Annotated in this window: 15 protein-coding genes; 4 read left to right on the plus strand and 11 right to left on the minus strand. The window is 46.1% G+C overall.

Translation table 11 applies throughout. The features are described from left to right. Positions 1-106: 106 nt before the first annotated feature. Positions 107-1513 carry an aspartate ammonia-lyase gene (locus BN3656_RS01595; protein ID WP_066543402.1) on the minus strand — a complete coding sequence of 469 codons (1407 nt, stop codon included), beginning with the start codon at positions 1511-1513 and terminating at the stop codon, positions 107-109. Positions 1514-1582: 69 nt separating this feature from the next. Beyond that, entirely contained in the window at positions 1583-1906 is a 324-nt protein-coding gene (locus BN3656_RS01600) for an SCP2 sterol-binding domain-containing protein (protein WP_066543403.1), read from the minus strand. A 343-nt stretch (positions 1907-2249) separates the two neighbouring features. On the opposite strand from BN3656_RS01600, the gene BN3656_RS01605 reads away from it, so the two are divergent. Genes BN3656_RS01605 through BN3656_RS01615 form a run of 3 tightly spaced genes read left to right on the plus strand, consistent with a single transcriptional unit; the run spans position 2250 to position 3380 of the window. Further along, complete coding sequence (locus tag BN3656_RS01605) at positions 2250-2468, plus strand: spore coat associated protein CotJA (RefSeq protein WP_066543406.1); 219 nt, start codon at positions 2250-2252, stop codon at positions 2466-2468. Then, positions 2461-2763, plus strand: a complete 303-nt coding sequence (locus tag BN3656_RS01610; RefSeq protein ID WP_066543408.1) for a spore coat protein CotJB — start codon at positions 2461-2463, stop codon at positions 2761-2763. The genes BN3656_RS01605 and BN3656_RS01610 overlap by 8 nt, the downstream gene beginning before the upstream one ends. Further along, positions 2763-3380 carry a manganese catalase family protein gene (locus tag BN3656_RS01615; RefSeq protein WP_066543410.1) on the plus strand — a complete coding sequence of 206 codons (618 nt, stop codon included), beginning with the start codon at positions 2763-2765 and terminating at the stop codon, positions 3378-3380. Before BN3656_RS01610 ends, BN3656_RS01615 begins: the two co-directional genes overlap by 1 nt. 62 nt (positions 3381-3442) lie before the next feature. Here BN3656_RS01615 and BN3656_RS01620 read toward each other — a convergent pair whose 3' ends face one another. From BN3656_RS01620 to BN3656_RS01650, 7 genes are all read right to left on the minus strand, one after another. After that, positions 3443-3772: an SCP2 sterol-binding domain-containing protein gene (locus BN3656_RS01620; protein ID WP_066543550.1), complete on the minus strand. Its 330-nt coding sequence runs from the start codon at positions 3770-3772 to the stop codon at positions 3443-3445. Positions 3773-3950: 178 nt separating this feature from the next. Next, the gene (locus BN3656_RS01625; RefSeq protein WP_081422805.1) at positions 3951-4787 is read right to left on the minus strand and encodes a PTS system mannose/fructose/sorbose family transporter subunit IID; all 837 of its coding nucleotides are present in this window, start codon (positions 4785-4787) and stop codon (positions 3951-3953) included. A gap of 2 nt (positions 4788-4789) precedes the next feature. Beyond that, positions 4790-5533, minus strand: a complete 744-nt coding sequence (locus BN3656_RS01630) for a PTS sugar transporter subunit IIC (protein WP_066543412.1) — start codon at positions 5531-5533, stop codon at positions 4790-4792. A gap of 27 nt (positions 5534-5560) precedes the next feature. Further along, positions 5561-6025 (minus strand): PTS sugar transporter subunit IIB, encoded by a 465-nt coding sequence (locus tag BN3656_RS01635; RefSeq protein ID WP_066543414.1) that lies wholly within the window; start codon positions 6023-6025, stop codon positions 5561-5563. After that, complete coding sequence (locus tag BN3656_RS01640; RefSeq protein ID WP_066543416.1) at positions 6018-6449, minus strand: hypothetical protein; 432 nt, start codon at positions 6447-6449, stop codon at positions 6018-6020. Before BN3656_RS01640 ends, BN3656_RS01635 begins: the two co-directional genes overlap by 8 nt. Positions 6450-6473: 24 nt before the next feature. After that, positions 6474-7145, minus strand: a complete 672-nt coding sequence (locus BN3656_RS01645) for an HAD family phosphatase (protein WP_066543417.1) — start codon at positions 7143-7145, stop codon at positions 6474-6476. Positions 7146-7175: 30 nt separating this feature from the next. Then, a complete protein-coding gene (locus tag BN3656_RS01650; protein ID WP_066543418.1) occupies positions 7176-8153 on the minus strand; it encodes an SIS domain-containing protein in 978 nt (325 codons plus the stop codon). A gap of 177 nt (positions 8154-8330) precedes the next feature. On the opposite strand from BN3656_RS01650, the gene BN3656_RS01655 reads away from it, so the two are divergent. Beyond that, positions 8331-9104 carry a GntR family transcriptional regulator gene (locus tag BN3656_RS01655; protein ID WP_066543419.1) on the plus strand — a complete coding sequence of 258 codons (774 nt, stop codon included), beginning with the start codon at positions 8331-8333 and terminating at the stop codon, positions 9102-9104. A 130-nt stretch (positions 9105-9234) separates the two neighbouring features. Here the strand turns inward: BN3656_RS01655 and BN3656_RS01660 are convergent, their stop codons facing one another. Further along, positions 9235-10248, minus strand: a complete 1014-nt coding sequence (locus tag BN3656_RS01660) for a hypothetical protein (RefSeq protein ID WP_066543420.1) — start codon at positions 10246-10248, stop codon at positions 9235-9237. A gap of 11 nt (positions 10249-10259) precedes the next feature. Beyond that, entirely contained in the window at positions 10260-15785 is a 5526-nt protein-coding gene (locus BN3656_RS01665) for a discoidin domain-containing protein (RefSeq protein WP_066543423.1), read from the minus strand. Between the last annotated feature and the right edge of the window lie 139 nt (positions 15786-15924).

Raw genomic sequence — 15924 nt, forward strand, 5'->3', positions numbered from 1 at the left:
ACAAAACCGAAAGGGTCCTCCCCCTTTCACACATTTTATCCCCCCTTTATACACATAGAAAAGACCAGGTATCCCCAGTACCTGGTCTTTTGCTGTTTAAGCAGTTTTATAATTTGTAATCCACCGGATGGCCCGCCTGGGTCATATCCACCAGACTTAAATAACGATCCAGTTCTTCTTCCGGCAGCAGTCCCTCCTCAAGTACGATCTGGCGCACCGGAATCCCGGTTCGATTGCATTTTTTTGCAATTTCGGCCGATTTTTTATATCCCAGAGCCGGACAAAGGGCTGTAGCCAAAGCCGCGCTGGACTCTACCAGAGCACGGCAGCGCTCTCTGTTCGCCGTAATACCGAGAATACAGTTATCGATCAGCGTCTCCACCGCCCCTCTTAAGGTATCGATCGACTCAAAAATCTTATAGAAAATCACCGGCTCAAAAGCATTTAATTCCAGCTGTCCTGCCTCTGCAGCCATAGTAACGGTTACGTCATTTCCGATCACATTGTAGGCAACCTGGGAAACCACCTCCGGGATAACCGGATTGATCTTTCCCGGCATAATGGAAGAGCCGTTCTGCTTCGGAGGCAGATTGATCTCTCCCAGTCCTGCTTTGGGGCCGCTGGAGAGCAGACGCAGATCATTGCAGATCTTAGACAGATTTACCGCACAAACTCTGAGAGCCGCAGAGGTATGTACAAAGCCGTCCAGATTCTGGGTGGCGTCAAACAGATCCTCTGCCTGGCTGCAGTCTGTGCCACAGACGAGGTTTACATTTCGGATAATGTGAAATAAGTACACCGGGTTTACATTGATCGCCGTTCCCACCGCAGTAGCTCCGATATTCAACACCTTAAGCTCTGAATCCAGGGAGCGTATCCGCCGGATATCTCTCTCGATCACTGCCGCATAGGCTTCAAAGGACTGCCCCAGGCGGATCGGCACCGCATCCTGAAGCTGGGTCCGTCCCATCTTTACCACATCGTCAAATTCAATGGATTTGTCCCTCAGAGCCTTGTGCAGCCGTTCCAGCTGTTCCAAAAGGCCCGGAAGCAGCGCCAGGATCGTAAGCTTTCCTGCACTGGGGATCACATCATTGGTAGACTGGGCCATATTTACATGGTCATTGGGATGAACAATCGTATAATCCCCCTTTTCACCGCCCAGGATCTCAATCGCCCGGTTGGCTATGACCTCGTTAGCATTCATATTGGCCGAGGTGCCTGCGCCTCCCTGAATGGCGTCTACAATAAACTGAGAATGGAGCTTTCCCTCTATGATCTCATCACAGGCCTTTACAATGGCATTTCCAATCTTCTCGTCCAGTATATGGGCCGTCATATTGGTATAAGCCGCGGCCTTTTTTATTCTCACCAGATTTTTTATAAATTCCGGATGCAGCGGCCGTCCTGTAATGTGAAAATTCTTCTTCGCGCGTAATGTCTGTACTCCATAATACGCCTTCATGGGCACCTCCATTGTGCCTATGGAATCCGCTTCTTTTCTGGTTATCATAATATATCTCCTCCTGTTTTGCAGGTAGTGTCAAAAACCACCTTTACTCCGGCTCCTATCTGGAGCATATCACTTTTTTACAAAATTCTGCAGTTTCATTGCTTTTTCCAGATTTCCCTCAACTCTCAATTTTCCTGTGGTAAAGGCAAAAATCGGATCAAGTTTTCCACTGGCCAGCTTAAAAAGCGTATCTGCAGTACAGGTAAACACTGCGTCCCTGTCATAATATTCATAGGGTTCCACACAGAGAGTACCCTCTTTTACTTCTGCGTAAAATGCTCCTTCCCCTTCTCCTGTGACATTAAACTGGAATGCCAGATGCTCCTTTTCCCCGCTTACATCTGCCTCCATAAAAATACTTTTAATCTGTGTAAATACTTCCTCGTACGTCATACCTGTATCTCCTTTTCCTATTTTTTACACTTCTTTAGTATACCATGATTTCCCTTTGTTTTCCAGACAGCCGAAAATCGGATATGTTATACTCTCCGCACAAAACGGAAGGCATTTTCTGTTTCTGAAGCACAAAACTAACTCTTCCTCTTAATTTATTATTGACGTCGGGAAATAGAATAGACGCGACAAATTCCTTTTCTTCCGTTCATTCCCAAAGGGAGCCTTATGAAACCGGGACATACTAAGATCAGCGCCCGGTTTCCGGCGCCGGGGTTTTCAGGCAGGTTTTAGGATCTTGAAAGCCCCGATCCACATGTTCAGAAAGAGAGGTACTATTTAAATGAACCTGTATCGAGACGAAACCGCTCCTTACGCTGCTGTCTGCGGATACGAAAGAAATTCCCCGTTTCCCGGCGAAAAGCTGACGCTTGCAATCGCTGCAGTTCCTACCCAGCCCTGGGAAACGCCCCTTTCTCCGGCTGTGGGACTGAAGCAGGGGAGTATCTTTCCGAGCCTCGTGCTCCCGTTTTTTAAGGAAGGAGGAAACGCTCATGTCTGACCGTAAAGCCATGTTAAAGGAACTTCAGGAAATCAGCTTTACTGCCGATGATCTAAACCTATACCTTGATACCCATCCTCTGGATATGCCTGCACTTGAAGCCTTTATGCAGGCAAATACCAGACGGAAAAACCTTCTCGAACAATTTGCCAGGGAATTTGAACCCCTTACCAGAGACTGTGTCTGCCCTGATACAAACAATCAGTCCGGCTTCTGTACCGACTACCCCGGACAGAAACATTTTACCTGGACCGACGGGCCTCTGCCCTGGGATCGTGAAGGAGGTGTTCTCTGATGTGGATCTATGAAAAGCGTCTCCAGTATCCTGTCAATATAAAAAAGACCTGTCCCAAAACCGCATCTCTGATCATCAGTCAGTTTGGCGGTCCGGACGGTGAATTAGCTGCTTCCATGCGTTATCTTTCCCAACGCTACACCATGCCATGCAGAGAAGCAGCGGGACTTTTAACGGATATCGGCACAGAAGAACTGGCTCATCTGGAAATCATCTGCGCTATGGTATTTCAGCTTACCAAAGACCTGACGGCAGAACAGGCAAAGACAGCCGGATTTGATGCTTATTATATTGACCATGCCACCGGACTGTGGCCTGCGGCTGCCGCAGGCATTCCCTACAATGCCTGCGAATTCCAGTCTAAGGGAGACGCCATCACAGACCTTCATGAAAACCTGGCTGCAGAACAGAAAGCCCGGAGCACCTACGAAAACCTTATCCGCATTATTGATGATCCGGATGTACTGGATCCACTTCGATTTCTGCGTGCCAGGGAAATCGTCCATTTCCAGCGGTTCGGTGAAGCTCTGGAAAAGATAAAGGACAGCCTGGACAGCAAAAACTTCTATTTCTTCAATCCTGAATTTGATAAACAGTTTACAGCAGAGGCAAAATAAGTCTAAAACAGCCGGCAGGAGCCTGAATCCGGATGCTCCTGCCGGCTGCTTTTAATTTTATTCTATTTATTTTTCTTCACAAAGCTTTGCAGCTTCATGGCTTTTTCCAGATTTCCTTCAACCCTCAGTTTTCCTGTGGTAAAAGCAAAGATTGGATCCAGCTTTCCGCCTGCCAGCTTAAAAAGCGTCTCTGCGCTGCAGGTAAAAATGGCATCTCTGTCATAGTATTCGTAGGGCTCTACATAAAGTACGCCTTCCTTTACCTCAGCATAAAAAGCGCCTTCTCCTTCACCTGCAATATTAAACTGGAATGCCAGATGCTCCTTTTCCCCGCTTACATCTGCCTCCATAAAAATTTTCTTTACCTGTGAAAATACTTCTTCGTATGTCATCCCCATTTCTACCTCTTGGTTTTCATTTTATTTTTATATCAGGTATTAATATAATATACTATTTTTCTAAAAAACGCAATAAAGGCCATCTGCCCAAGCGCACCTAAATTAAGAACTGCCGTTAAAACGACAGTTCTTACATAATAATATTATTCTGATTACTAACACATTCCCTGCACTACAAAATTCCCAATGCCCCCAACACAATTCCACATATCACAATTCCCAGCAAAAGCAGATTTGTGTTGACTTTCTTCTGAATAAGCCTGTAAATCCCCAGCGTTGCCAAAAGAGGCAGAAGCTTAGGGAACATCGTATCCAGCATATCCTGAAGCACCAGCTCCGTTCCCCCCGCATGAAAGGCCAATGGTGTTGTTATGCTGACCATACTTGCCACCATTCCTCCTACTACAGCTAATCCCACAATGGATGCACACTGCATAACCCGCTCCATGATTCCTTCCTGATACAGCTTGGTCAGGTATTTATTACCAGACTGATAGCCCAGAACCGTTCCATAATACCCCATGATAATTGAGGGAATTGCGAAGAGAAGAACTGCCAGAATCGGTCCTAATACATTGCCTTGCTGTGCAAAAGACAGGCCAATTCCAAATGTTATGATACGCAGAGTACCCTGGAAAAAGCTGTCGCCAATTCCCGCAAAAGGTCCCATTAGACTGGTTTTAATCATAGAAATCGATTCTGGTTGGAAAGAACCATCCTCACATTTAGCATTCTGCTCCTCCATGGAGGCAGCCAATCCCATAATAAAACCTGTCACCTGCGGTGTACAGTTAAAAAACTCCATATGACGCTGATATGCTTCCCGACACTTCTCAGGCTTATTCTTATATAGCTTGTCCAGAATGGGAGCCATTCCAAACATAAACCCCATATGCATCTGCCTCTCATAATTCCAGGAACACATAATAGTCCAGGAACGCAGGAATAATCTGCGCAGATCCTTTTTTGTCACAGCGCCCTCTGCGACGGTCTGATTCATTTCTTCCATATCTACGCACTCTCCCTTCTTCCATAAACCACTTTATCCATAATAAATGCTAAAATACAGGCGAACAGCGTCAGACCGATCAAATCGAGCCCGGAATATGCCACCACCAGAAAACCGAACAGAAAATACGGAAACAGCTTTTTAGAAAGCATCGTACTGAGCAGCATGGAAAAGCCCAATGCAGAAAGCAGATTTCCAGCTACTGTCAGGCCATTTGTAATTACCTCGGGAATCGCGTTCACCATTGTATCCACTAAATCTGTTCCAAAGTAGATCGTCAGAAAAATCGGCACAAAATAAACAACACAGTTTAATCCAAATGACCACCAAATATGGATATTTTGAGCCTTTTTGTAATTTTCTTCTTCTATCGCCCGATCTGCCACATGAGAAAACTGAGCAATGATAATACGCATGATCACGCTCATAAACTCACCAATTACTGCCACAGGGATAGCAATGGTCAGCGCGGCCTCTGTAGACGCACCGGATAAAATCGCAAATGACGTCGCGATAATACTTCCCAACTGCATATTTGGCGGACCAGCCGCACCAATGGCTACAAAGCCCATGGAAATCAGCTCCAGACTGGCTCCCAGCGTAACTCCAGCTCTTAAATCTCCCAGAACCAGACCTGCCAGCGTACTTAAAATCAACGGCCTGCCAATATTCTGACGGCCAATTAACCGTGAGTCAATAACTGCGATAATTCCCACCAGTCCCAGCAAAATTGATTGAATCAACATAATATTACCCCCTCTCTGCTCAATCTGCTATTTTGAAAAATCAGCATGTTCAATCTGAGAGGTGGGAACCTGCTGTATATAAATGCTGATCCCCTCTGACAGTATCTCCTGTGTATCCTTAAGTTCTTCCTTATTTAGGTACACTGCTTTTCCATATGGTTTAGAATCCTGTTTTTTTGCAACGCCGCCGTAATTAATCTCTCTGACCTGAGGCAGCTCATGGACAAGCCTCAACGCTTCTTTAGGGCCTCTTACAATAATCATAATATTCTTGTCCGCGTTGGACTCCACTGCCTGTTTCAATTCACTGAAAGGGATAATATCTAATGAACAGCCTGACGGCTTTGCAAGAGACAATGCCATCTTTCCGATGGGGTCATTAGGAACCAGATCGTCCGCCACAATAATATGATTCGCTGCCGTCTGCCGGGTCCAGGAAAAAATAACCTGTCCATGCAGCAGCCTGTGATCCACCCGCACTAATTTAATCATAAGCCTGTTCCTCCTTCAAAAGCCTGTTATAATAAACAACGCTGTTTTTTCCATCCTCTGCAATGGAATCCAGATTCAGTTTATCCCAGGGAGTATGATTTTTCTTTTCCATCATTACTTCCACTGCCACAGTAAGATTAGCTCCTGCGATCAGCCTTCTTGAATCCGACAGAAACCGCAAAGCCGTATTGGCCGGGGTTCCGCCGGGTATATCCAAGAGGATTACCAGATTTCTGTCTCTATACTGTTCTTCAATCACAGTCCTTAAACACTGTTCAAACTCCTCTGTGCTTTCTCCTTCTTCAAAACATACTGTGTCTAAATCTGTCTCATCAATATCCAAAACCAGCTTTAAAGCGCTCAAATACCCTTTTGCCAGTCCGCCGTGGGTAACCATCAAAATCCCGAAATCTTCTTTTTCCATATGTTTCACCTCTTAAGCCTTTGTTTATGTCGTACCTGCACTGTCTTCCTGAAAAATCCGGCGGCCCGCCTCAAATAAGGACGGAAGAATCCACTTTGCCCGCTCCTTTTCAGCTTCTCCCGGCAAAATCATATCTGGAACCATTACACAGGGAATCCCTGCCCGAAAAGCAGCCTCTACGCCTACGGGAGAATCCTCCAGAACTACCGCTCTGTCGGCAGGGCATTTCATCTGCTTCAAAACGTTCAGGTATATATCAGGGAATGGTTTTCCTCTTCTCACCTCATCCCCACAGCAAACATAAGAAAAGAAGGAAAGGATTCCCATTCGCCCCAGACGTTTTTCAGTCAGTTCCCGAGAGGTTGCCGTAGCAACCGCACAGGGAATTTCTTTTTCCTGCAGCTTCTCAAGCAGCTCCCGTGCCCCCGGCTTTAACCGCAGATCCTCTTCAAGCATTTTGGAGCCAAACGCCCTCATACGCTCCATAAAATCTTCTGCGCGGCAAGCCCCGTTCAAAATTTCACATGCCTCATTCATTGAAGCCTGTCCGGTTTTTCCAATCAGCCGATGAAATTCCTCGTCCCGTACATTCAGAAGCCCAAACGAATCAGCTGTTTTGCGCCATGCCTGTTTCCACACCTGCTCCGTGTCCAAAAGCAGTCCGTCTACATCAAAAATAACCAACTGCGGCAGCATGTTTAATCCCCTCCTTCTTTCTCCGGTTGATTAATACTCCATGTGCCACATATACCGGCGCACATCCAAAGAATGTCCACGCTCAAAAGCAATCGCTTCTACAAACTGACGAATAACTACTCCGGACAGAATGGCTGCAATATAAGGCTTAGCCTCATCTGCTACTCCTGCCAGCGGAAGATCCTCCTGATCCAGAATGAGCATCTTGTCTGAATATTTCTTACTGAAATCCTCTACTCTCTGATCCAGGAATCGTGTGTTGCCAATACTTTTTACTAATAAAAACGGAACATCATAATCTGTCACCTCAAATGGACCATGGAAATACTCGCCGGAATGGATGCAGCCGGAGTGGATCCACTGCATTTCCATAAACCAGCACATCGCAGTAGAATACACTTCTCCATAGTTAATTCCGCTTCCAATAGTATAGATAAGCTTCTCCCGCTTGTTCTCCTTTGCCCAGCGCTCCGCCTTTTCCTGATAAAGCTCCTTTGCCTTTCCTGACAACTCAGACAGCTTATCAAGCTCCTTCAGGCATACATCCCATTTTTCACTGGGAGCCAAAACCTTCAGCAGATGGAAAAGAAGACCATAAAGGATACCTTTATTCTTGTCGCTGTCGCTCACTTCCTTGCCCCAATCATAGTGAACAGGACACTGAGCGGCGTTCCATAAAGGCGATCCTTCTGCATTTGATAAAGCAATCGTCATAGCTCCTTTTTCTCTGGCAAGCTTTGTAGCGGCAACCGTTTCCGGAGTATTACCGGAATGGGAACAGCTGATTACCAGAGACTGTTCATTTAAAGACTTGGGTGTATCATACATAAATTCATTCGCTGTATACACATGGCTGGGAACCGTTGTTTCCTTATCAAAAATATACTGCCCTGCCATCAAAACTGCCTGGGAGCCTCCACAGGCCACAAAATAAACAGCATTCACTGTTCCCATCTGCTCCACAGCACTAACCGCCTGTACAATCTGTCCAAGATGTTCTTGTCTCATATCCGTCTCCTCCTAATTGATTATATATCATTATGTATCTTTATATATCTTATTATAGTGATTTGTCCCGAAAAAATCAAGTATATTTTCAAAAAAAGATACAAAAAGATAAAAATTTTAAAGATTGCATATCATCATAGTATATGCTATAATGAATTGTTGAAGGAGAATCCTATTATGAATTCAAAAAGTGTAAAACCATTGTATCAACAGATTGAAGCATCCATTCGCAGCGATATCCAAACACACATTTATAAAGCCGGTGATAAGCTTCCCACAGAAACCGAACTAAGCGCAAAATATAATGTAAGCAAAATCACCATACGTAAAGCTATGGAAAAACTTTCCCATAATGGATTAATACAGAAGGTTCAGGGAAAAGGTACCTTTGTGTGCCCACAAAAGGACAAAATTGCCCTCTCCGAGACAAGAGGTTTTAACGATTCCCTTTCCTCCCATGGCCACACTTCCCGTCATAAAGTATTGGAGATCAAAAAAATCCAATCCGATGACCGTGTTTCAGAAGCTCTCAGCCTGTGTGAAGGAAGTCCTGTTATTTATGTAGAACGTCTCATCTGGGCAGACAATAAACCCATTGGCCTTGATACCATCTATGTTTCAGAAGCCGCCTTCCCTGACTTTATACAGAAAGCCGCCTCTGAAAAACCTCTTTATCATATTTTAAAAGAAGATTACGGTCTGGAGGTAGCAGAGGCCACTCTGGAAATTAATGGAATTTTAGCCGACAGTTCTAAGGCATCCCTCCTAAAATGTCTGGTAGGCGACCCTCTGTTCTATGTAGAAAAAACCGCCTATAATTCCGATGGAACACCTATCCATTTTTCCTCCACATATGTACGCTGTGACTCCGTTACCTATGTTGTCCGTACAAACCAGTTTCTGCATATGGAAGAAAAAAGGCTGGCTTCCTGTTTTCATAAAAGAAAATAATAAAGAGTTTTTATCAAAATCCCCCTCATTCTGCCTGCTATAAGACTGCAGAAAATACAGTAAAAAAGAAGGACTGTGACTTAAAATAAGTCAAACGTCCTTCTTTTTGTTAATATCTGAACTTCCTGTTTTACTGTTTTACCTGTACATTCCCATCTATGATCCACTCGCCGTTTTCATTTACCATATAGCCGTCCGGTGTCATTTCATTCTTTATCATGGAGCCAACCGGGCGGTTGGGAGCGGGAGTATCCTGGAAGTAATAGCACTTTCCATTGATCCAGTTCCAGCCTGTGTACATGGAACCGGCTCTGCTGTCATTCTGGTCATGGAGGAAATAGGTGTTTCCGTCACGGTCTGTAAACCAGCCGCTGTTCATGTATCCCTCAGCATTAAAGTAATACCATGCTTTAAAACCGTTCCAGGAGCACTCATACCAGCTGTCTGCCGGATAGGAACCGTCTAAGGCTTCAAACCACCAGCCCTTTTCATTCTGCATCCACTGGCCGTTTGGCTCAGGAGCCTCCTCCTTCTGAGGCTGGACTTCATACTCATAAATCTCTTCCTCATCCTCGTCACTGCTGTCATTGTAAGACGGAGGAGCTTCTGTCTCCGGATTTGTAGTTTCTTCCTCTTTCTTAAGGATCATTTCATATGGCTCATAATCGCCGAATTCTGTGATCATTCCCTTCTCATGAAGCCTGTCTACCACCTGAAAATCATTCTCATCCACGGAAATCGTCACATTTTCATCCGATTTTATGGTAATGGTTCCAAGAAGGACCTTTTCTCCTTTTTCAAGAACGGTATCCCTTCCGGCTACATACAGCTTCATGGTCTGATCTTCCTCATTGTACCGTTCTTCATGAACCGATACCTTCTCTCCCTTAAAATCAGATCCGAATTTAAAAACAGGCTCCTTTGACAGATCTTCCTTGCTGTCAAAATTCAGTGTCAGGCTGAAGGCCTTAATCTCCTCAAACGCTTCCTTTTCCTGAAGCTCCAGATACATACTTACTACATTTTTGCTCTTCTTTTCCCATGTGATCAGGCTGTGCTTTTCCGCCCGTGTCATCACAGGCGGGATCAGCACAAGAAGAAGGCAGACGATGGCCAGACAGCCGAAAATTGATTTCTTCTTCATGTTTTTCTATCTTATTCTCCGTTGTTTGGTGTTTGACTGTTCTCCAGCTTGATGGTCGGAATCGGATTCGGAACGGAAATCAGCTTTGTATCACTTACAAGGCGGTCACCTTCATTGGTTTCCGCATCCTGGACACGGTAAAGCTCTGCCCGTACCTTCTCTGACCATTCAAAGCCATTCAGATATTCAGGCTCAATATAGTAAATCCAGCTTCCCTCGGAAACCTCTCCTAACTGTCCGTCCTTTGGATCGGGAGCCAGGATCAACTGATCTGCAACTGTATCTCCGTCCTTATCCTTTCCGCCGACTACATTACCCTTTTCATCATAGAGGATCACCATGTTATAGGCAGGATTTCCCTTGTAGCGTCCTGTAAATACGATGGAACCCTTGGGGATTCTGGTCGCATTGCTGCCGGTTGCAGTTCTGCCGCTGCGTTTTGCGCTGGAAGACGTTGCTGTGCTGTCTTCACCGCTATTATCACTTCCGGAATGCTCAAATACCGCATCCTCTGCCAGAATTCCAAACTGATCCAGCCAAACACTGTCTCCGACAGGGCTGAGAATATCGATCTCCGTAGCTGCGAAACGGTTGGAATCAAGCGCTGTGATCTTCACATAGGCTGCATCATAGATATAGTACTTTCCGTCATTTTCCTTGTCAAAATGTACTGTGGTGACGCCATCCTTCAGCTGGAAGGTTCCTTTTTTAATCTCCTTCCAGTCTGTTCCGTCCTCGCTGATGGAAATGGAGTATCTCTTGATCGGCTCCCCGGTTCCTTTATATGTATATTTCACGCCTGCAATGGCCTCTGTTCTGCCAAGGGAAATGACTGCCTGAGCGTCCTCTGCCTTTTGTTCCGCATCCTCTGCCGCATTTACCGTTCCCTCATATGCAGTATTCAGATCATTGTCAATCATAATTTTTGCGCTGCTGATGGTTCCGCTGCAGGACTGGTTGAACTGGTTTTCCTCACTGTTTACATCCCCGTTTACCTCTTCATCCGCTTTGGACAAGGTATTTACGGTAATGCTCCAGCCGGTCTTATCCATGCTTCCATCATGGGAAACCAGGATCTCATCAGCCAGGACATAAGCCTCTGTCGGCATCATGCACCAGTCAATTCCTCTTACCTCATATCCAACCACCCGGTTATTGATTCCGGAAATCACGTCCGTAAACGTATTCTCCTGTGTAAATCCAACAACCTGGCGCTCTTCCTTTCCGTAGCGGCGCTGAATCCGGGTGATCTCATAGCCGAAAAGCTCTCCGCTCATGGCAGCTCCGTCTTTGCCGCTGGCTTCCATGGTAAGTGTCACACGGCTTGGATCAGCTGCATCCTGCTGTGCTGTGGCTGTTACCTCTACAGAATCTGCGATACTGCTTCCGCCCTCTGCACGGTATTCTCTGGCCTCATCATTGATATAGTAAATCGCTCTCTCTTCTGCATCAAACTGCTCTGCATATTTCTTTGTTTTTGCATCCGGCGTCATTCCCCAGCGTGTGAAGAATTCAAGCACGTTCTTTTCAGCGGCCGCACAGGCCAGACGCATAAGCTTATTATCCTTATCAGCTCCGTCCAGAGTCAGCTTCACATCACCGGGAGCGGGAGCACGGCTTATATCCCTTGCATAAGAATCGATGCGGGCAAAGATCAGGTTCTTTCTCTGCTCCTCATAATCCTCATAGGTCTTAAAGTTATATCCGTCATCATAGGCCAAATGGAACTGCCAGTACATTCCCAGCTGATCGCTGCTTCCGCCCTTTGTTCCGGAGGTTACCTTTCTGTAAGCGTCCTCATACTTAAAGCGCACAGAATCATTGGTATCCTTGGCCTGAGCCAGAATTGAATAGTAGTTATTTGTGACCTCAGCCACAGCGTAAGCGCCTTCGTTGATGATATGGCCGATCTCATGGGCAATTCCCCAGCCAAAGTAGCTACCGCTTACATATTTACCGTTATCATGCTTCACAGGTACAGAACCGCCTACCAGCGTAGAGGAATCCCATTCGATACCGATATGAAGGCCGCCTGCGTACATAAATGCGCCTGCAAACATTCTCTGGTAACGGATGTTTAAGCGGGTGGTCGGCAGCTTGTCTTTTCCGTAGGTCGTCCCGCCAATCACAGGATTTTCGCTGAGTCCCTTGTGCTGGTAGAATAAGTGAACCATCTCATCCATAGCTGTAAGGGACTGGGACAGCTTCTCTGCCGCTTCCTCTGCTGATTCATTATTTCCTGTAATAGACTTATAAACCTGTTTGATCGGTACGGAATACATCACCTGATCCAGAACAATATCCGTTGCTCCCAGGATACAGTTTTTCTCCTGGTATTCATTCTTTGAAAGCGCATAGTGGGATTTTTCATTGTCCTGATCCGCATTGTGCAGAGCTTCAATCTTCGGAACATACTCTATCATCTCTTCCACATATGCATCGATCAGCTCCCGGCGCTCCTCCTCTGTCTTTGCCCTGGTTACATCTAAAACAGGGTACTGAGAACCGCCGATCACACGCACTCCGTATTCGTCATTGGGATTATTTCCCGTATACTCTACATAGAGCGCACCGCCCTTTTCCACTCCCAGGCTGGATACGGCCGGAATCTCAATTTCATTGATCCCCACCTTTAAATCCATTACCTTTTTCTGGAAATGGCTTGCTTCTCCGTGATACTGGGTCGCATAAAGCGCCAGATTTGTGTTATCTCCGGGACGCTTTCCGGCTGCTCCTACATAAACCACAATCTGCTCACCGGCTAACGCTGCCGTTCCTAATGGCTGCCATCCGTTAAGGCCGCCGCTGAAGGTAATGTGTTTATCATATGCCTTGGATACGGTGGTATCCACTTTAATCACATTCTGAACCGCTTCATTCTTTAAGATCAGCTCTGCATTATCAAGCTCTTTTAAAATAAGCTCTCTCTTAGGCGTCATTTCTCCGCTTTCAGGATCCACCTCATCTGCCCGTGCTCTCAGCTCTGCAATGGTATCCATGGTAACATCCCCGCGAAGCGTCATATGCAAATCATCTGTATACAGAGAAAGTACCTCATTTAAAAGCACATCATATTCATAGAAACGCACCTCTGCAATACTGATACCGCGCTGATTGCTTGGTACGGATACATTGATCTGAACCTTATCTGCAGTAAACGGCTCATCTGCCATAAACTCATAGTATGTCTTTCCATTTCCGTCCAGACTGGCTCTTGCAGAAAGGCGTCCCTTTATGATGGTTGGCTCACTGCCTTCCCCATCCCAGGCTCTGATGCAGAATTCTCTGAAACCGGCTTTCTGATTCGGGCCTGCAGTAAATGCAATGGTGTCCATTTCATAGGACTGATCCAACGTGATAATAGGGCCGCGGTAATTCTGATATACACCGCCAGCATCCCAGTCATCTAATTCCCAATAAGAAAGCGGATCGCCGTCCACCACATCTCCCGGCGCTCCTGTTATGGAACCGGCTACAATGGATACCTCTTTTATATGCTCCGTCAGCGCTTCCCCTGTCTCTGCAGCTTTGTTGATCAGGCGGTACGCCGGCATTTTTGCCGCATCTACTGTGATGGTGCTTCCGGAATATTTCTCAGAAGCCGGACTGTCTCCTATAGGGTTATGGCCAACCATGTAGATCTCATACTCCGTCTTATCTTCCAGACCGCTGATGGTTGTGCTCGTTCCTGTAAACTCGCCAAGCATTGTAAACGCGTCTTCTGTGCCCGCCTTGCGGTAATACAGGCTGTAGCTCTTTGTATCCTTCATCTTTTTCCATGAGATATGAAGGCTCTTATAGCCTCCCTCAATGGAAATGTTTTCCGGTGCAGGCGGCGGACCGTCCGGTTCCGGTGTTACGGCAATCTGAGCGCTGTAGCTGCTCTTCCAGCTTCCGTTTACAGAACGCACCTTTACCAGAAACGTTTCATAATTTAACAGTTCTTTTCCATTAAATTCATCAACAACCAGGGTATTTGCCGTCGTTTCGATAATTTCCGTTTTTCCATTATTTGTAATGGAAACCTCATAGCCTGTAATATTTACCTCTTTATCCCATGTAAGGGTAAAGATCTTGCTTCCAATCTGTGCGCTTACATTCTGAGGGATATTCTGGGCTGGCGGCGGGATGCGGTCCTTCATATCGCCTAAAAATTCTACCTGGCTGATTTCTGCCAGATTTCCTTCCGATACGGTTCCCGTTACCTTAATACGGATCTTTTTCACAGGCTTCTGATTCTTCAGATCAATCAGGATCGCACCGTCTGCATCGATCATGGCAGTCGCACCGCTTCGGAAGGAACGGCGCTTTTTAGTTCTCGCATACCTGTCAATGGTTACTGTAATCTTCTCGCCGTCAGCCAGCTCTGCTTCTACCTCACCAGTGCTGATCGCGCCCTCAGAATCAGGCGGAGACTGGATTACAATTCCTCCGATCACCGGCTGTCTGGAAAGATCCAGCTCCAGTTCAACCGGATAAGCCTCTGAAATCGGTTCATCTATCTCGCTGTCCGCATGCTCCAGTGTTATGGAACTCTCTGTATCATTATTAAACAGATCCTGTACCGTTCCCTCTACTTTTGTAGCATTGCTTTTTGTCGCTTCACTTGGGGAGGCAAGCGTTACATCGCCTTCCTGAACCGTGATCGAACGTTCAATCGTAGAAACCGGATATTTATTATCACTGCCTTCCTTTCCTTTATACAGGCTGGCAAAATACTGAAGATCCACCAGGTCGATTTCTCCGTCACGGTTTAAATCCATGCCTTCCTCATCCATACCTGTGAGATTGCCCTCATAAACAGCATCTACCAGAGCATTCATATCCTCTTTATCAATCACGCCGCTTCCGTCCACATCACCCATACGGATCAGGCCCGGATGAGCGGAGGAGGAATATTCATAATCACCGTAATCATTTAAAATCATGATCTTGGAGGTATCATCCCTGACCTCTATGGTCTGTTCGTATGGAAGATAGCCTTCGGCTGTTACCTCAAGCTCATAAGTTCCGTTCGGAACGTTTTCGAATATCTCCTTTTCCTGCTGTCCCTCTCCCGATTCCTCTTCAGGCATCAGGCTGATGGTAAGAGAATCCTGGTAAATATCCCCGTCTTCGTTCGCTCTTGCCTTTTTGGATACGACTTCATTTAATTCAACATTAAAATCCACAGCAGACATTACAGGCAGCAGGGTCCGTATTTCCACCATAACAGCGCCTCTGTGCTCTTTTCCCGGCTTTACCGGCTCACTGGGACTTGCAGTGGGAACTGATTCTGTCTCTGTTCCTCCATCCTCTTCATCTTCCTGCCGATGGCTTTCAGATGAACTTGCAGTGGGAATCGTTTCTTTCTCTGTTTCCTCAGTCTGCGTTTCCTCGTCCCTGCTGTCTGATTCCAGACCGGGGATTTTGCTTTCCTCCAGGGCTTCCATTTGCCCTGCTGATTCCGGCAGCTGCGCTCCATAGGCGTTAAAGGCGCCAAGGGGAAGCTGCAGGCCAATACAGGCAGCCAGCACACATGCCAGTTGTCGTTTCATTTCTGCTTCTCCTCTTCTTTTTTGTTTCGTTTTTGTAACCAAATGCACCTTAGTATATCAGGAAATGTTTGTCATTTCAATTGTTTTTTTACTTTTATTTCCATATAAAAACTCCCGCGCATATACCGTTTCCGTTTAT

Source organism: Clostridium sp. AT4 (assembly GCF_001517625.2).
Classification (GTDB): Bacteria; Bacillota; Clostridia; order Lachnospirales; family Lachnospiraceae; genus Enterocloster.